The sequence below is a fragment of the Arthrobacter sp. 05T420 genome, assembly GCF_056396305.1.
Genome location: NZ_JBFTLG010000009.1, coordinates 123342 through 140477 on the forward strand (window position 1 = coordinate 123342; position 17136 = coordinate 140477).

General features: G+C 66.8%; 14 protein-coding genes. 10 read left to right on the forward strand and 4 right to left on the reverse strand.

Annotated features, from left to right (window positions below; genetic code table 11):
• Positions 1-136: 136 nt before the first annotated feature.
• Positions 137-1648 (reverse strand): helix-turn-helix domain-containing protein, encoded by a 1512-nt coding sequence (locus AC1DEM_RS10705; RefSeq protein ID WP_476884348.1) that lies wholly within the window; start codon positions 1646-1648, stop codon positions 137-139.
• 143 nt (positions 1649-1791) lie between these two features.
• On the opposite strand from AC1DEM_RS10705, the gene aceA reads away from it, so the two are divergent.
• Positions 1792-3135: an isocitrate lyase gene (gene aceA / locus AC1DEM_RS10710; protein ID WP_476884349.1), complete on the forward strand. Its 1344-nt coding sequence runs from the start codon at positions 1792-1794 to the stop codon at positions 3133-3135.
• A 264-nt stretch (positions 3136-3399) separates the two neighbouring features.
• The gene (gene aceB / locus AC1DEM_RS10715; protein WP_476884350.1) at positions 3400-5073 is read left to right on the forward strand and encodes a malate synthase A; all 1674 of its coding nucleotides are present in this window, start codon (positions 3400-3402) and stop codon (positions 5071-5073) included.
• A 203-nt stretch (positions 5074-5276) separates the two neighbouring features.
• Here aceB and AC1DEM_RS10720 read toward each other — a convergent pair whose 3' ends face one another.
• From AC1DEM_RS10720 to AC1DEM_RS10730, 3 genes are all read right to left on the reverse strand, one after another.
• Entirely contained in the window at positions 5277-5900 is a 624-nt protein-coding gene (locus AC1DEM_RS10720; RefSeq protein ID WP_476884351.1) for a dihydrofolate reductase family protein, read from the reverse strand.
• Between the two features lie 188 nt (positions 5901-6088).
• Positions 6089-7276 (reverse strand): MFS transporter, encoded by a 1188-nt coding sequence (locus AC1DEM_RS10725; protein ID WP_476884352.1) that lies wholly within the window; start codon positions 7274-7276, stop codon positions 6089-6091.
• 122 nt (positions 7277-7398) lie between these two features.
• A complete protein-coding gene (locus tag AC1DEM_RS10730) occupies positions 7399-8610 on the reverse strand; it encodes an ROK family transcriptional regulator (RefSeq protein ID WP_476884353.1) in 1212 nt (403 codons plus the stop codon).
• Positions 8611-8789: 179 nt separating this feature from the next.
• Here AC1DEM_RS10730 and AC1DEM_RS10735 point away from each other — a divergent pair, with 179 nt between their 5' ends.
• The 8 genes from AC1DEM_RS10735 (at position 8790) to AC1DEM_RS10770 (ending at position 17136) form a co-directional block, all read left to right on the forward strand.
• The gene (locus AC1DEM_RS10735) at positions 8790-9881 is read left to right on the forward strand and encodes a Gfo/Idh/MocA family protein (RefSeq protein ID WP_476884354.1); all 1092 of its coding nucleotides are present in this window, start codon (positions 8790-8792) and stop codon (positions 9879-9881) included.
• The gene (locus AC1DEM_RS10740) at positions 9878-10681 is read left to right on the forward strand and encodes a hypothetical protein (RefSeq protein WP_476884355.1); all 804 of its coding nucleotides are present in this window, start codon (positions 9878-9880) and stop codon (positions 10679-10681) included. The genes AC1DEM_RS10735 and AC1DEM_RS10740 overlap by 4 nt, the downstream gene beginning before the upstream one ends.
• A gap of 123 nt (positions 10682-10804) precedes the next feature.
• Positions 10805-12130, forward strand: a complete 1326-nt coding sequence (locus tag AC1DEM_RS10745) for an ABC transporter substrate-binding protein (protein ID WP_476884356.1) — start codon at positions 10805-10807, stop codon at positions 12128-12130.
• 11 nt (positions 12131-12141) lie between these two features.
• Positions 12142-13101 (forward strand): carbohydrate ABC transporter permease, encoded by a 960-nt coding sequence (locus AC1DEM_RS10750; RefSeq protein ID WP_476884357.1) that lies wholly within the window; start codon positions 12142-12144, stop codon positions 13099-13101.
• Positions 13101-13994, forward strand: coding sequence for a carbohydrate ABC transporter permease (locus AC1DEM_RS10755; RefSeq protein ID WP_476884358.1), 894 nt, complete (start codon positions 13101-13103; stop codon positions 13992-13994). The genes AC1DEM_RS10750 and AC1DEM_RS10755 overlap by 1 nt, the downstream gene beginning before the upstream one ends.
• Positions 13995-14068: 74 nt before the next feature.
• On the forward strand, positions 14069-14818 hold the full coding sequence (locus AC1DEM_RS10760; protein ID WP_476884359.1) for a sugar phosphate isomerase/epimerase family protein: 750 nt from the start codon (positions 14069-14071) through the stop codon (positions 14816-14818).
• Complete coding sequence (locus AC1DEM_RS10765) at positions 14815-15933, forward strand: Gfo/Idh/MocA family protein (protein ID WP_476884360.1); 1119 nt, start codon at positions 14815-14817, stop codon at positions 15931-15933. Before AC1DEM_RS10760 ends, AC1DEM_RS10765 begins: the two co-directional genes overlap by 4 nt.
• A 9-nt stretch (positions 15934-15942) precedes the next feature.
• Positions 15943-17136, forward strand: a complete 1194-nt coding sequence (locus AC1DEM_RS10770) for a Gfo/Idh/MocA family protein (protein ID WP_476884361.1) — start codon at positions 15943-15945, stop codon at positions 17134-17136.

Here is a 17136-nt window from a genome sequence, read left to right on the forward strand (position 1 = left end):
GAGGTGGATCGATGAGCTGACACAGGCCAATATAGTCCGCACGGCTGTCAGCGACGTCCAGGAACGGTCAGTCCGTAACAGATCCCTCTGGACTAGCGGCCGCGCTGCTCGCGCCGCGCCGCGCGAGGCCGGCGGCTCAGTTCCCCGAGTGCGCCTGCAGGAAGGTGTAGACCTCGGTTTCGTCCACGCCTGGGAAAGCGCCCGGCGGCATCGCTGCCAGCAGGTGGGAGTGGGCCCGGGCCGAGGGCCAGGCATTGCCGGCCCATTCGGCGGTCAGCGACGCCGGCGGGCGGCGGCAGCAGCTTTCGTCCGGGCAGGTGGACTTGGACCGTTCCGTAGTGTCGCGGCCGCGGAACCACTTCACCTGCGCATACGGGACACCCACGGAGAGCGAGAACTCCCCGTTGGCGGAGCGTTCCGTCCGGGCCGTGCACCAGTAGGTCCCGGCCGGGGTGTCGGTGTACTGGTTGTAGGCGCTGAACTTGTCCGGAACGTCGAACACCACTCGGGAGGTCCAGTTCCGGCACGAGAACTGGCCCTCGATGGCGCCGGTGTGGTCCTGCGGGAACGTCACGCCGTCGTTCTCATAGGCCTTGTAGATGATGCCGCTCTTGTGCGTCTTCTGGAAGTGAGTGCGGATGCCCAGGTGATGGGTGGCGAGGTTGGTGAAGCGGTGCGCGGCTGTTTCGTAGGACACGGCGAAGGCGTCCCTGATGTCCTCGACAGCGATTTCCTTGGCCTGCTTGGCCTCCTGCAGGAATGCCACAGTGGCCTGCTCGGGCAGCAGGAGCGCGGCGGCGAAATAGTTCGTGGCCACGCGCTGCATCAAGAAATCGCCGTAGTTGTTGGGGGTCTGGTGGCCCAGGACGTAGTGGCCCAACGCCTGCAGCAGCACCGAACGGGGGTCGTGATCGCTGCGGGCGTTCTGCGTGAGATAAATTCGGCGGTTCTTAAGGTCGGTCACCGAACGGGTGGAATGCGGCAGATCACCCACGTGGTGGAGGCTGAATCCGAGGTGCCCGGCGATGTCCGAGATGACGTGGTGGGATAGCGGACCGCTCGTGTGACCCACCGAGGCCAGGACCTTCTGCGCCTCGGCCTCGTACTCGGGGAAATAGTTGTTCCGCTCGCGCATCATCGCGCGCAGTTCACCGTTCGCGCGGCGGGCCTCCTCCGGCGTCGCCACCTGTTCGTTGAGCCGGCGTTCCAGCTCGTGCTGCAGCCCCACCATGGACTCCAGCACATCCATCGGAAGCCGTGAACTGATGCGGATCTTGGGCAGGTTCAGGGACTCATAGATGGGGCTGCGCTGGTAGCGTTCCAGCTCGATTTCCAGGGCCGCACGCCGGTTGGGCGGCTCCGCGCCGAGCAGCTCGTCGATGCTCACCCCAAGCGACGCCGCGAGCTGCTGGAGCAGGCCAAGTTTGGGCTCGCGCTTGCCGTTTTCAATCAGGCTCAGCTGGCTTGGCGCCGTGCCGACGGCGGCGCTCAAGTCATCGAGCGTGAGGCCTGCAGCCTTGCGCAGATGGCGGACGCGGCGGCCCATGCTGATGACGTCCACCTCCGGCGCGGCAGGCGCGGACGGCGAAAGAGCTTGGCGGTTCCAGCTGGTTGAGTGCATTTCTTGAGAATACGCGAAGAAGTGCATTTCTTTCCATGGTTTTGATCTAGCAACCCCTTGGAAAGTGAAGAAAAGTAGAACTCACGGAAAGATTCACTAATCCGGGAACACCCAGCCAGGATCTGCAGAGACGCAGACTGGCCGGCCCCGGACCCACCAAGGAGACAAAGATGACTGCAGCATTTGAGCCCACCCAGCAGCCGTCCGGCCAGGACACAACACAGCAGGCCGCCGCACTGGAGCTCGAGTGGGCTGCCAACCCGCGCTGGGAAGGTGTCACTCGGGACTACAAGGCTTCCGACGTCGTCCGCCTCCGCGGCCGCGTCTCCGAAGAACACACGCTGGCCCGCCGCGGCTCCGAGAAGCTGTGGAAGCAGCTCACCGAGGAGCACAGCACCGGCCAGTACACGAACGCCCTGGGCGCGCTGACCGGCAACCAGGCCGTGCAGCAGGTCAAGGCCGGGCTCCGCGCCATCTACCTCTCCGGCTGGCAGGTCGCCGCGGATGCCAACAACTCCGGCCACACGTACCCGGACCAGTCGCTCTACCCCGCGAACTCGGTCCCCACGGTGGTCCGCCGCATCAACAACGCGCTGCTCCGCGCGGACCAGATCGAGTTCTCCGAGGGCATCCAGACGGTCGAGGACTGGCTGGTCCCGATCGTGGCCGACGCCGAGGCCGGCTTCGGCGGCCCGCTGAACGCCTACGAGCTCATGAAGTCGATGATCCAGGCCGGCGCCGCGGGCGTGCACTGGGAAGACCAGCTCGCGTCGGAAAAGAAGTGCGGACACCTCGGCGGCAAGGTCCTGATCCCCACCCAGCAGCACGTCCGGACGCTGAACGCCGCCCGCCTGGCCGCCGACGTCGCCGGCACGCCGTCGGTCATCATCGCCCGTACCGACGCGGAGGCAGCCACCCTGATCACCTCCGACGTCGACGAGCGCGACCAGGAGTTCATCCTCCGCGAAGGCGGACAGCCGGTCCGCACCCCGGAAGGCTTCTACAAGGTCCGCAACGGGATCGAACCCTGCATCGCCCGCGCCAAGGCCTACGCCCCGTACTCCGACCTCATCTGGATGGAGACCGGCACCCCGGACCTGGAGCTGGCCCGCAAGTTCGCCGAGTCCGTCAAGGCCGAGTTCCCGGACCAGATGCTCTCCTACAACTGCTCGCCGTCGTTCAACTGGCGCAAGCACCTCGATGACGCCACGATCGCGAAGTTCCAGCGCGAACTCGGCGCCATGGGCTTCACCTTCCAGTTCATCACCCTGGCCGGCTTCCACGCCCTGAACTACTCGATGTTCGACCTCGCCCACGGCTACGCCCGGGAAGGCATGAGCGCCTACGTCGAGCTGCAGGAGAAGGAATTCGCCTCCGAGTCCCGCGGCTACACCGCAACCAAGCACCAGCGCGAAGTCGGCACCGGCTACTTCGACGACATCGCCACCGCGTTCAACCCGAACGCATCCACCCTGGCCCTGGTGGGATCCACCGAAGAAGGCCAGTTCCACTAATCCCCAACCGCACCCTCCGCTCGCAAGCTCGCGAGGGAACCCGGCGGCCGTGGCCCCCTCCCGACAGCGGCGCTTACGTCCGGCCTTCGGTCCGGCATTGCTCTGCCTGCTATTCCCCATGCCCGCCCCATGACCTCGAAGAACTCGGTCGGGGGCGGGCACAGGGCCCCTTTTACGCAGGCTGTCGCAACACCGGCACCTTCGACCTCGCCCGCAAGTCACCACTCGCCGTCGAACTTCCTTCTTCGTTTAGGAGAGATTGAAATGAACAGCTTCACTGACAACTTCACCATCAACGGGATCACGCTGACCGCGCAGCCGATTTGCCGGCAGAGCGAGGTTCTTACTCCGGACGCTCTGGCCTTTGTGGCCAAGCTGCACCGGGCCACGGCCGGGCGCCGGCAGGAGCTGCTGCAGGCCCGGCAGGAACGCCGCCACCAGATCGCCAAAGGCCAGGACCCGCGCTTCCTGCGCGAAACCGAAGCCGTCCGCAACGATCCGAACTGGCGCGTGGCTCCCCCGGGCCCTGGTCTGGAGGACCGCCGCGTGGAGATCACCGGGCCGGTGGACAAGAAGATGACCATCAACGCGCTGAACTCGGGCGCCAAGGTGTGGCTCGCTGACATGGAGGACTCCTCCACCCCGTCCTGGCGCAACGTGATCCAGGGCCAGCTGAACCTGACGGACGCGCTGGAACGCCGGATCGACTTCACCACAACCGACGGACATAACAGCAAGGAGTACAAGCTGCGTCCGGCCGGGGAGCTGCCCACAGTGGTTGTCCGCCCCCGCGGCTGGCACCTGCCGGAAAAGCACATGCTCATCGACGGCGAACCGGTCGCCGGCGGGACCGTGGACTTCGGGCTGTACTTCTTCCACAACGCCCGCCGCCTGATCGCGCAGGGCAAGGGGCCGTACTTCTACCTGCCCAAGATCGAGAGCCACCTTGAGGCCCGGCTGTGGAACGACATCTTCATCCTGGCCCAGGACCTGCTGGGCATCCCGCAGGGCACCATCCGCGCCACGGTGCTGATCGAGACCATCACCGCGGCATTCGAGATGGAGGAGATCCTCTACGAACTGCGGGACCACGCCGCGGGCCTGAACGCCGGCCGCTGGGACTACATCTTCTCCCTGATCAAGAACTTCCGCACCCGCGGGCCCCGCTTCGTGCTGCCGGACCGTGGCCAGGTCACCATGACCCAGCCCTTCATGCGGGCCTACACCGAACAGCTGGTCCGGGCCTGCCACAAGCGTGGTGCCATGGCGATCGGCGGCATGGCCGCGGCTGTCCCCAACCGCAAGGACCAGGATGCCAACGCGATCGCCTTCGAGAAGGTCCGCGCCGACAAGACCCGTGAGGCCGGCGACGGCTTCGACGGCTCGTGGGTGGCGCACCCGGACCTGGTGCCGGTCTGCCGCGAGGTGTTCGACGGCGCCCTCGGCGATCGCCCGAACCAGCTCGAACGCCTCCGCGAAGACGTCGCCGCGGACGACCGTGCCCTCCTGGACATCTCCGCGACCACCGGAACCATCACCGAACAAGGCATCCGGAACAACATCGAAGTGGGCATCCGCTACATCGAGTCGTGGCTGCGCGGCAACGGCGCGGTGGCCATCCACAACCTGATGGAGGACGCCGCCACCGCGGAGATCTCCCGCTCGCAGCTGTGGCAGTGGATCTTCTCGCGGGCCATCACGGACCACGGCGATGTGGTCACCCGGGAGTGGGTGGAGGACATGCTGGACGAGGAATTCGCCAAGCTGGAGCGCTTCGAGGGGGACCGTTTCGCCGACGCGCGGGACATCTTCGAGGAAGTCGCCCTGTCCAGCGAGTTCCCGGCGTTTCTGACGCTGCCGGCCTACGACCGCTTCCTGCATGAAGCGCGTGACGGCGCCGAACCCGGCCGCGGGAAGGCAGCCCTGATCCCGGCGTAGGACTCCACGGCCCCGGGCAACCCGGGGCCGCAATGAATTCCGTTTGCTGGGCTGCCCGCCCCTCGCAACAGGCAGCCCGAAATCCGGGTGGCAGTCCAGCAACGGAACACCTCTGCAGCTCGACAACGGCGTCGAGTTGACGATTTCGATTTGACAGCTAAGGCCCATGTTCCTCGCGGACATGGGCCTTAGCCGATGCAGCTTCAGCCCTCCTGGCCGACGGCAGACATATCGCCGACGCCAGGCGTGCCATCGGCGAGAGCGTAGCGCTGCATCACCGCACCGTTCGGTGAGGCGACCACCGGCTCGATGAGTCTGAGGTTCGTCGGAACCACCCCGTCGGCGAAGACTTTCTTTCCACCGCCAAGGAGGATCGGATACACCCATAGCGTGAGCCGATCGAAGAGCCGCTCGGCGAACAGGGTCTGCACGAAGTCGAGACTGCCGATGACGTGGACGTTCTCGTGCCGCTCGCGCAGTTCGCGCACGGCGGCGACGACATCTGGACCGAGCAGTGTGGAGTCGACCCACTCGAGCGTCGGTGTCCGGCGCGAGGCCACGTACTTCGGGATGCGGTTGAACAGCCGCGCGATGTCCCCGTCCGCTTTCGGCCAGTACGCGGCGAAAATGTCGTAGGTCCGGCGCCCAAGCAGCAGCGCATCCATTCCCGCCATCCCGGAAGAGATCTGTTCCCCGACGACCTCGTCGATGAGAGGCGCTTGCCAGCCGCCAAACGCGAAACCGCTGTCGGGGTCCTCGTCCGGGCCGCCGGGCGCCTGCGCGACGCCGTCGAGCGTGGTGAACAAGTCGATATGGATGAGTCCCATGCCGTGCTCCTTCTCTGCCGCCCGTCGCCGGCCCGGCGACGAGATCACTTCGACGCTGACACAGGAGCCCGCTGCAACGCAACCATTTTTAACGGCTCGACACGGGCCCACTGCGCATCCGACAACACCTCAAGCGAGCCCCGAGATCAGCCCGCCCCGGACTCTGGGCGAAGATTAGGCGACACGCCCTAGTGCGGCTTCGGCACCTTGCGCAGGGACAGCGCGGTGCCCAGGATGAACGCTGTCACCGAACACAGGATCATCAGCAGCGGTCCGGTCCAGGCGCCGGTAACGCCGTGGACGTAGCCCAGGAGGGTTGGCGCCACGGCCCCGAAGGAATATCCCGTGCCCTGGACGACGGCGGACATCCGGGCCGCCGAGGTCTGGTCCCGTGCCAGCCGGATAATGGCGAGGAAGATCAGCGTGATGCCGCCGCCCTGGGCGATTCCGCCAAAGGAACACCACAGCCACCACAGTTCCGGGGCGAGGAGCAGGCCCAAAGGCACCGTGAGCCACAGCAGTCCCAGGGTGAGGCCCACCGCCGTCGTGCTGGCGAAACGGGCCGCCAGCGGCACGCCGAGTCCGCCCACAATGGCCAGGATCTGGAAGAGCGAGGACCCGGCCCCGGCGGCCGCGGGTGCCATGCCGAGCTCGTCCGCCAGGAGGCTCGGCAGCCAGGCTGTCACCCCGTAGTAGGAGAACGCCTGCCCGGCGAACCCGAGGGTCAGGGCTGCCGTAATCCATCGGGACGTGAGCTTGCCGGCCGGCCGCCCCGGGTCCGAGGCAGGGACGGCGGCAGGAATGAAGGCCCGCCGGCCGACGGCGATCACCCAGACGGCGGCGGCCGCCAGCGCAAAGAGGCCGCTCGCGGCAATCGCGGGACGCCAGCCCAGCAGCTCAGCCAGCGGAGCCGACACCATGGAGGTCAGGAACGAGCCGATATTCAGGGCCGCGGTATACGTGCCCATCGCCGCGCCCTGCCGGGCGGGGGTGAAGTCACGCCGGATGATCAGCGGGACCACGATGTTGCCGATCGTGATGGCGACGCCGAGGATCACGGTGCCCAGCATGACCAGGGCGCCCCCGCCGGCCGAGCGGACCACGACGCCGAAGAGCACGCCGAGCAGGGTCAGGGTGATGGCGAACTCGGGGCCCAGCTTGCGTCCGGCCAACGAGGCCAGCGGCGCGGCCAGGGCGAAGCACAGCACCGGAATCCCGGTCAGGAATCCCAATTCCACCGGGGTGAAGCCGAGATCGTCCTCCAGCTGCGCGATCACCGGGGCCACGGCCACCAACGGGCCGCGCATGTTCAGCGCAATGAGCCCGATCGCGAGCATGAGGAGCCAGCCGCGCGGCGTGCGCACCGGGCCGGTCATGGGGTGAAGCCTTGCCCCGCGGGCGGGCAGAAATGTGATTTCATCAGTCCCATTGCTATCACGTGCCCCTGCCGCACCTGCGGTCTGTGACGTTTCCGGGCGCACCGCTTCCCGGGACACCCCTAGCCCGTGGCCTGCAGGGTCGCCTCAATGACGGCCGGTGAGAGCACGTGCTGCGTGACCATCTGGCTGGCCCCGAGGATCGCGGCCTGGTCCCCGGCCCGGGACAGGCCGATCCGCAGGTGCGTCGTGGCCAGGGGCAGCGAGCGCCGGTAGACCACCTCCCGGACCCCGGCCATAAGGTGCTCCCCGGCTTGGCCGAGGCTTCCGCCGATCACAATCACCGACGGGTTCAGCAGGTTCACCACCGTGGAGAGGACGTCGCCGAGGTCCCTGCCGGCCTGGCGCAGGGCCTGGATGGCCCGCAGGTTTCCCTCGGCGACGAGACGCAGCACGTCGCCGCCGTCGTGCGCCGGCAGGCCCTGCTGCGTCAGCGTCTTGGCGACGGCGGGCCCGGAGGCCAGGGCTTCGAGGCACCCGTAGTTGCCGCACCGGCACAGCACGTCATCGCCGCGCGGAACCCTGACGTGTCCAAGGTCGCCGGCCGTTCCGTTTGCCCCGCGCTGGAGCTGGCCGCTGCTGATGATGCCTGCCCCGATGCCGGTGGCCACCTTGATGAACAGGAAGTTTTCGTCCTCGGGCCAGTGCGCCGTGCGCTCTCCGAGGGCCATGATGTTCACGTCGTTGTCCACCAGGACCGGAACCGGGAGGGACCGCTGGACGTGACGGACGACGTCGAACCCGTCCCAGCCGGGCATGATCGGCGGCTTCACCGGCATGCCGGTGGCGTGTTCCACCGGCCCCGGGAGCCCGATCCCGGCACCTGCCAGATCCGCGGCGCCCCGGCCTGCCTCGCCGAGCAGCCGCAGCCCTTCATCGACCACACGGTCCAAGACAGCCACCGGGCCGTCGGCGACATCCTGCGCCAGCCGGCGCTCGGCGAGCACCTTCCCGCTGAGGTCCGTGACGGCGATGATCACGTGCGTGGCCCCGACGTCCACCGCCAGCACTACGCGGGCGGCCGGGTTGAAGGCGAAGCGCGACGGCGGCCTGCCGCCGCTGGAACTCGCCTCCCCGGCGGGACCAACGAGCCCTGAGACCATCAGCGCGTCGATACGGGAAGCGACGGTGGAGCGGGCCAGCCCCGTGGTCAGCGCCAGCTCCGCACGGGTCCGGGCCTTGCCGTCGCGCAGGAGCTGGAAGAGGTCGCCGGCTCGGGACAGGCTGCCGCCGGCCTCGGAGGCTGCGGACTCGGTACCGGTGGGCGTGCTCATGAGTAAGGAATAGCACGAAGATCTTCTGCATGTCACGCCGAGAAAAGATTGTCACGTAGTTTTCAACTTTTGCTTGACGTTCGACAAAAGTGTCTCTAGCTTTGGCTGTGAGCCAGATCACCAGCCCAGGCAGCCTCGCTGCGGACGGTCAGTGCAGGTACTACGAAGGGGTATGGAACTTGTCGAGCCAAGATCAAACGGCACCGGCGCCGCTAGGGGTGGGGATCCTGGGGGCCGGCCCCGTCACCCAGGCGATCCACCTGCCCTCCCTCGCAAGGCTGCGGGACATCCTGGAAGTCCGCCACATCATGGACGTCGACCCTGCGGTGGCGGAATCCGTGGCCGCACGGGTCGGGGCACGCTTCAGTACCAGCATGGAAGAACTGCTTGCCGATCCCGCGGTCGAGATCGTCGCCATCTGCAGCCCGCACCAGTTCCACGCCGTCCAGGTGATCGCCGCCTGCCGCGCCGGCAAGAAGGCCGTCCTGTGCGAAAAGCCTTTCGCCATGAACGGCGAGGAAGCCGCGGCCATCGCCGCCGTGTCCGCCGAAACCGGCGTGCCGATCGTGGTCGGCGCCATGCACGCGTTCGACCCCGGCTGGCTGGCCGCGGAATCGGCCTGGGGCAACCTGCCGGACCAGGTCCATACCGTCCGGTCCTCGATCATCCTGCCGCCCAACCCCCGGTTCGAGGACTTCGCGACCGAGATCGTGGGCCGCACTCCCCCGCCGGCAGCCGCGAACGCGACCGCTGATGACGCCGCTGCCGTGAAAGCCAAACTGACCGGCGGCATCATGGGCCTGGCCATCCACGACCTTCCCCTGGTCCGCAGATTCGCCCCGGACTTCCGGTCCGTCGAGGTGCTGCACGCCCAGACCGTCCTGCCGTTCGGCTATGTCATCTCCCTGCGGGCGGGAAACGTGGCAATCGAACTCCGCGCCGCCATGAACGGAACCTGGGAGCCGTCCTGGACCTTCGAGGCCATCGGCCACAACGCGTCGCTCTCCATCGACTTCACCCCGTCCTACGTCCACGCGGGATCGGCGACAGCCCGGATCCGGACCGCTGCAGGCACCACGGTGCTCGGGCCCTTCGGCCACAACGGCTACGAGGGTGAATGGCGCAAACTCGCCGAGCTCGCCCGCGGCACCGGAGAAGCCCCGCACCCGGAGACGCTCATCCACGATCTGGAATTCGCCCTTGCGATCGCCGACGCCACCGCCGCCCGCGTCGATGCCGGCGCCACCGCTTTCGAGGAGGCAAGCGCATGACAACCCCACTTTTGGTCCACGCCGGCCCGGACGCTGAACGGGACGGCGGCGTCGGCGCCGTCGTCGCTTCCCTCCCGGTTTCTTTTGCCCCGGCACGCAACGTGCCCGACGTCGTCGCACTCGCCGGCACCGCCGGCTGGACTGCCAGCGCAACCGAGGCGGTCCGCAAGGGTGCCCGGGGCGTTGTCGTGGTTGATCCCGTGGCCGAAGACCCCGCGGCACTGGCCGCAGCGGCAGCCGAGGCGGGTACAACGGTGGTCCTTGACCAAGTCTGGGCCGGCAACCCCGCCCTCGCGGAGTCCGCGGCCCGGGACGCCATCGCGGGCGCACTGGCCGACGCCGTGTTGCTCGACTCCGTGGCGTGGGGCACCCGCGGGACCGACACAGGGGTGCTGCTCACGCGGCATCTTGCGGCCGTCCTGGCCTGCGGCGTCGAACTGTCCGGCCTGCGGGTCATCCAGCGCAGCGCCAACGGCTACACCGTGATCGGCAGCCTCCCGGGCGGCGCACCGGCGGCCCTGCAGGGGATCACCACATCCGCGGTCCCGGCCACGGCCACCGTTTCCGTCCTGACCTCGTCCGGGCGGGCGGACATCACGCTGCCCGATGCCTCCGCAGGCTGGCCGGCAGTGGTCCGTTCAGTCACCTCCGCCGGGGCCGCCACATTCCCCACCATCTACGAATCGGCCCACCGGCACAGCTGGAGGCGGCTCCGCGCCGCCATCGATTCCGGCGTCCCGGCGGCCGATCTGGAACGGTTCGCCGCCCTGACCGCCCTCGTCGGGCACCTCCACGACTGAACCGCACGACCTGCAATAGCAAACTGCACTAACTACTGCACCGCCAGCAGCACCTTCCGCATCAACTCACTGTCGAGAAGACCGGCCCGCGACGCCGCGGGCCGGCCATGAAAGGAATTCATCGTGACGATCAAGTCCTCTGTTACCTCCTCCGCTTTCTCCCGCCGGGGATTCCTGGGCTTCGCCGCAGCCGCGGCCAGCGCACCGCTCCTCGCCGCGTGCGGCGGTGGCTCCGCTTCCCAGTCGGGCGGCGGCAGCGGCGTCATCAAGTTCTGGGATATGCCGTGGGCCACGCCGGCCTACAACGACGCCGCCAAGAAGATCGCAGAGGGCTATGCGCCGGCCTCAGGCAACCTCAAGGCCAGCTACCAGACCATCCAGTGGAACAACTTCTACCAGACGTTCTCCTCGGCCATCGCCTCCAAGACCGGACCGGCAGTGTCCACCGGCGGCGGCTTCCAGGCCTTCCAGTTCGCGCAGCAGGGCCAAATCGCCTACGCGGACAAGGCAGTGGAGGAACTGAAGAAGAACGGCATGTACGACGACTTCCTGCCGGGTGTCCTGGATCCATTCAAGTCTGACAAGGGCTACGTGGCCGTGCCGTGGCAGCTGGACATGCGCGTGTTCTGGTACCGGAAGTCGCTCTTCGAGAAGGCCGGAGTGGCTCTTCCCACCGACTGGCCGACCCTGCTGGAGGCGGGCAAGGCACTGAAGAAGATCGGCGCCTTCGGCTTCACCACCGGGGCGGGCGCAGGCAACAACTACGGCAACCACTCCATGATCATGATGATGGTTAACAACGGCGGCGGCGTCTTCACCAAGGACGGTGAACTGGACCTGATGAACGACCGCAATGTGGAAGCCATTGAATTCATCCTTGAACTGGTGTCCAACGGAATCGTCGACCCCGCCGCCGTCAGCTACACCACCGACAACATGTCGGCGCAGTGGAAGAACAAGAAGGCAGGCTTCGGCCTGTTCCAGGTCAACGTTCCGCAGCGCGTCGGCGACACCTCGGGAGACCTTCTTGTCGCGGACCCCATCACGGGCCCGCACGGGGACAAGGCCACCATCGTCTTCCCGAACAACATCATGATGTACACGAACACGCCGTCGCAGGCATCGTCCGAGGCCTTCCTGGTCGCCTACTTGGGGCAGTTGAAGGAACTGTGGCGCCAGAAGCTGATGTCGGCGCTGCCTGTCTTCAAATCAATCACTGAACTTCCCGAGTTTGCCAGCGACCCCAACAACGTCAAGATCGTCAAGGACTGGCAGCCCATCGCCAAGACCTTCGCGTCCCAAGGCAACACCCTTAACGCCAACCTCGCAGCGCTTGACGGCGGTCAGGCCCTCAACCAGTTCACCCAGACCATCCTGACCGGCCAGTCGGACGCCAAGTCCGCCCTGCAGGCCTTCCAGTCCGGCCTCGAATCCGTCATAAAGAAGTAAGCGGTTCTTTCATGGCACTGACTACAGCCCAATCCGGCCTCAGCCGGGCCCGCCAGGGTGTTGCGCCCGGCGGCCCCGGTGGCCCCGCCAACCGCAAGAGCAAGCTCAGCGCGCAAACCAGCCGGACATTCTTCTGGCTCCTGCTGCCCTCCGTCATCCTGCTCGTCCTTATCCACGGCTACCCCCTCATCCAGGCCGGTGTGCAGGCCACGCACGACGGTTCCCTGATCGACACCGGGGAGTTCGTCGGCCTGGAAAACTTCGCCACCGTCCTGTCCTCTCCCGCGTTCTGGAAAGCGGCACAGTTCACTTTGTGGTTCACCATCGTGGGCGTCTTCGGCTCCTGGCTGGTGGGCCTGGGCCTGGCCCTGCTGCTCCGTACGAAGATCCCCGCGAGCGGCACCTTCAAAGTCCTGCTGCTCCTGCCTTGGGTCGTACCGATTGTCGTCTCCTCGACGGCGTGGAACTGGTTGGTCGCCACCCCGGACAGCCTGATCCCGTCCCTGTTCCGGAATCTGGGCATGGGAACGCCGCTGTTCCTCGCGGACCCGACCCTCGCGTCCATCACCGTGATGGTGTTCAAAGTCTGGGTCAGCTTCCCTTTCATGATGATGATGATTTCTGCCGCCCTGGCCTCGGTTGACACCACGGTTTACGAGGCGGCGAGCATGGACGGCGCCACCCGCTGGCAGCAGTTCAGCCAGATCACCCTCCCGCTGATCGCCCGCTCCACCTACATCAGCTGGATCCTCATGACCATCTTCTGTGTCAACGACTTCCCCACCATCTATCTGCTCACCGGCGGCGGGCCGGTCAGCGCCACTACCTCCCTGGTAGTCCTGGCCTACCGCACGGTCTTCCAAGACTTCGCCACCGGCCCCGGCGTGGCCATCGCCTTCCTCATGACCATGACCCTGGTGGTCATCTCCGTCGCCCTGTACCGCCAGATCCGAAAGTCGAGCGTCGAATAATGAGCGCAGCAGTCCACGCCCATCCCAAGTCCGGCCCCGTCCTCGGCGTCGACGGTCCAGCCAAGAACCGCCGCGTCCTCTCCGAAGCAGGCCATCGCGGCCAATGGTGGAGGTTCTTTGGGATCCTGATGATCACCGCGATCGTGCTCATTCCCATCATGGTCACCGTAGTCCTGGCCTTCACCCCGGGACCCACCAGCACCGCCACGGGCCTGACCTTCGAGAACTTCGCCAACGTCTTCTCCGGAACCCTCGCTGCCACATGGCTTCAGAACAGCCTCATCACCACCCTCGCCACTGTCGTGGTCTCCGTGGCCGTCGCCGCCCCCGCTGGGTACGTCCTTTCCCGCGGCCGCAGCAAGGCGGTCTCCGGCTACTCTCTGCTGTTGTTTGTCATGCAGTCCCTGCCTATCATCACTTCAGTGGTCCCACTTTTCATCCTCTTCGCCGGCATGGGCCTGGTCGACAACCTGCTGGGCATCACCATCATCTACGTCGGCTCAACCATGACCGTGGCCACCTGGATGATGGCCGCCTACTTCGATTCCATCCCCATCAGCCTGGAAGAAGCATCCTGGATCGACGGCTGCTCCGTCTTCGGCAGCTTCACCAAGGTGGTGCTCCGCAACTCCCTCCCGGGCATCCTCTCCACCGCGATCTTCGCCTTCCTGCTGGCCTGGAACGACTACCTCGTGGCCATCGTCTTCCTGCGCTCCAACGAGATTTTCACCCTCCCCATGGGCGTCCAGTCCTTCTTCCAGCAGAACGCCACGGACTGGACATCCGTCATGGCTTTGGCCGTGATCATGATGCTCCCGCCCATCATCGTCTTCGCCGCCCTCAACAAGTACTTCAGCGTTGGCGGCATCGGCGGCTCCCTCGCCGGCCGCTAGGCCCGTCCCCATCTCGCTGGCCGCAAGGCCCGCCCCGCACCTCGTCAAAACCGAACTCACCGCAAAGGAATCCCGTGTCGTATTCAATCCAGCTGTACACCCTCCGCAACGCCATCGCCGAAGACCTGCCTGGCACCATCAGGAAGGTCGCCGAGCTCGGCTTCACCCAGGTTGAGCCCTACAACTTCGTGGCAACGGCCGCTGAGCTCGGCGCGGCCCTGAAGGAAAACGGTCTGACCGCCCCGTCCGGCCACGCCCCGCTGCTGAGCCAGGACCAGGATGAGATCTTCGCCGCGGCCAGGGAACTGGGCATCAGCACGGTGATCGATCCCTACCTCCCGGCCGAGCACTGGCAGTCCGCCGAGGACATCCAGGCCACCGCAGCGAAGCTCAATGCCGCCGCCAAGAAGGGCGCTGGGTACGGCATCCGCGTCGGTTATCACAACCACGCCTGGGAGCTGGAGTCCAGCATCGAGGGCCAGACCGCCCTGGAATACTTCGCAGGGCTCCTCGACCCGGAACTCGTCCTGGAAGTGGACACCTACTGGGCCGCCGTCGGCGGCCAGGACCCGGCCCAGCTGCTGAAGAGCCTCGGCGACCGGGTGAAGTTCATCCACATCAAGGACGGTCCCGTCTCCACAGACACCAAGGCGCAGCAGCCGGCCGGCCAGGGCAAGATCGCCGTGTGGGATGTCATCAACGCCGCGCAGTCCCTCGAAGTCGGCGTCGTGGAATTCGACGACTACTCCGGCGACATCTTCGACGGCATCGCGCAGAGCCTCGACTACCTCAACGCCGGAGCAAGCGAAGGAGCACGGGCATGAGCACCTCGTCCACGAAGAAAGGCCCGGTGGGCGTCGCCGTCATCGGCGCCGGCAACATCAGCAAGCAGTACCTGGACAACCTGACGGTCTTCCCCGACCTCAAGGTCCACGTCATCGCGGACCTCTTCGAGGACGCCGCCGCGGCGCGCGCCAGGGAATACGGGATCGCCGCGTCCGGCGGCGTGGACGCCGCCCTGAACCACCCCGACGTCGAGATCATCGTGAACCTGACCATCCCGGCGGCACACGTCGAAGTCGCCACGGCCGCCGTCAATGCCGGCAAACACGTCTGGACGGAAAAGCCGTTCTCGCTGGACCGCGAATCCGGCCTCGGCCTGCTGAAAGCGGCCGACGCCGCGGGGCTGCGGCTCGGCTGCGCCCCGGACACGATCCTGGGGGCCGGGCTGCAGACGGCCCGGCGACTGATCGAACGCGGCGACATCGGCACACCGCTGACGGCCATGACCACGTTCCAGACCCCCGGCCCGGAATCCTGGCACCCGAATCCGGCGTTCCTGTTCCAGTACGGGGCCGGCCCCCTGTTCGACATGGGCCCCTACTATCTCACCGCCTTGGTGCAGACGTTCGGCTCCATCCGCAAGGTGGCCGCCGTCGGGTCCAAAGCCAAACAGGTCCGGGTCATCGGCTCCGGGCCCAAGGCCGGCGAGGAATTCACGGTCGAGGTCCCCACCCATGTCTCCGCAATGGCCCAGTTCGAGTCCGGTGCGTCCTCCCACAGCGTCTTCTCGTTCGAGTCCCCACGGCTGCGGATGGGTTTCGTGGAAATCACGGGAACGGAAGCGACTATCTCGTTGCCGGATCCGAACTACTTCGACGGGGACGTCAGGCTCTGGCGTGCCGGCGACGAGGAATGGACCACGGTCCCGGCGACCGGCCCCAGCCAGGGCCGCGGCATGGGCGTGCTGGACATGGCACGCTCCATCCGCGCCGGCGTCCCGCACCGGGCCACCGGCAACCTCGCCTACCACGTCCTGGACACCATGGTCTCGATCTCGGAATCGATTGACTCGGGCACCTTCATCGATGTCGAAAGCTCCGCCCCCGCCTCCGCAGCCCTCCCCGAGGACTGGGACCCCACCGCTTCCACACTCTAGGAACCAGGCATGAACTCCCAAGAAACCAGCCCCGGCCCTCCCCCTTTGGGCGTGGCCATGATCGGGTACGCGTTCATGGGCAAGGCCCACTCGAATGCGTGGCGGAACGTTGCCAGCTACTTCGACGTCCCGGCCTTCGAACGGCGCGTCCTGGTCGGACGCGACCCGGAGGGGGTCGCCGAGGCGGCCGCCAAGTACGGCTGGGCCGAGTCCGCCACGGACTGGCGCGCGGTAATTGCCCGCGATGACATCCAGATCGTCGATATTTGCGCGCCGGGGTTCATGCACGCGGAAATCGCCATCGCCGCGCTTGCGGCTGGCAAACACGTCCTCGTCGAAAAGCCGCTGGCCAACACCTTGGCCGAGGCCGAGGCCATGGCGGCGGCGGCCCGGAGCGCCCAGGACAACGGGGTGCAGTCCATGATCGGCTTCAACTACCGCCGGGTCCCGGCCCTGGCGCTGGCCCGGGAGCTGATCGCGGAGGGCCGCCTCGGCACCATCCGGCACGTCCGCGCGGCCTACCTGCAGGACTGGCTCGTGGACCCGGACTCGCCCATGACCTGGCGGCTGAACAAAGACACCGCCGGGTCCGGTGCGCTGGGCGACATCGCCAGCCATGCCATTGATCAGGTGCTGTTCCTCTTGGGCGAGCAGGTCACCGAGGTCGCCGGCCGGCTCCACACCTTCACGCCCAGCCGGCCCGGCCCCAACGGTCCAGAACAGGTGACGGTCGACGACGCCGCCTGGGCCACGCTGACCCTCGCCTCCGGGGCCATCGCCTCGGTGGAGGTCTCCCGGGTGGCCACTGGCCAGAAGAATTCGCTCAAGCTGGAGATCTATGGCGACAAGGGTGCCCTACTCTTCGATCTGGAGGACCTGAACGAGCTCGGCTTCCTGGACGCGACGCTGCCCGTCCGCGAACAGGGCTTCCGCCGCATCCTCGTCAACGAACCCGAGCACCCGTATCTTGAAGCATGGTGGCCGCAGGGCCACGTCATCGGCTGGGAACACACGTTCACGCACGAAATCCGCGACTTCCTCCGGGCGGTCGGCAGCGGAACCCAGCCGTCGCCGTCCTTCGAGGACGGCTTGACCGTCCAGCGGATCCTAGCCGCCGTGGAAGAAAGCGCCGCGGCCAAAAGCTCCATCATCCAGCTCACCCCGTCCGTCCGGACCACCCAGACGATTACCGAAGGACCCTGA

Coding starts and splice junctions, on each gene's coding strand:
- AC1DEM_RS10720 (WP_476884351.1), bottom strand. CDS start 5,900: ATGGGACTCATCCATATCGACTTGTTCACCACGCTCGACGGCGTCGCG.
- AC1DEM_RS10765 (WP_476884360.1), top strand. CDS start 14,815: ATGAGCACCTCGTCCACGAAGAAAGGCCCGGTGGGCGTCGCCGTCATC.
- AC1DEM_RS10770 (WP_476884361.1), top strand. CDS start 15,943: ATGAACTCCCAAGAAACCAGCCCCGGCCCTCCCCCTTTGGGCGTGGCC.
- AC1DEM_RS10705 (WP_476884348.1), bottom strand. CDS start 1,648: ATGCACTTCTTCGCGTATTCTCAAGAAATGCACTCAACCAGCTGGAAC.
- AC1DEM_RS10750 (WP_476884357.1), top strand. CDS start 12,142: ATGGCACTGACTACAGCCCAATCCGGCCTCAGCCGGGCCCGCCAGGGT.
- aceB (WP_476884350.1), top strand. CDS start 3,400: ATGAACAGCTTCACTGACAACTTCACCATCAACGGGATCACGCTGACC.
- AC1DEM_RS10740 (WP_476884355.1), top strand. CDS start 9,878: ATGACAACCCCACTTTTGGTCCACGCCGGCCCGGACGCTGAACGGGAC.
- AC1DEM_RS10730 (WP_476884353.1), bottom strand. CDS start 8,610: ATGAGCACGCCCACCGGTACCGAGTCCGCAGCCTCCGAGGCCGGCGGC.
- aceA (WP_476884349.1), top strand. CDS start 1,792: ATGACTGCAGCATTTGAGCCCACCCAGCAGCCGTCCGGCCAGGACACA.
- AC1DEM_RS10725 (WP_476884352.1), bottom strand. CDS start 7,276: ATGACCGGCCCGGTGCGCACGCCGCGCGGCTGGCTCCTCATGCTCGCG.
- AC1DEM_RS10755 (WP_476884358.1), top strand. CDS start 13,101: ATGAGCGCAGCAGTCCACGCCCATCCCAAGTCCGGCCCCGTCCTCGGC.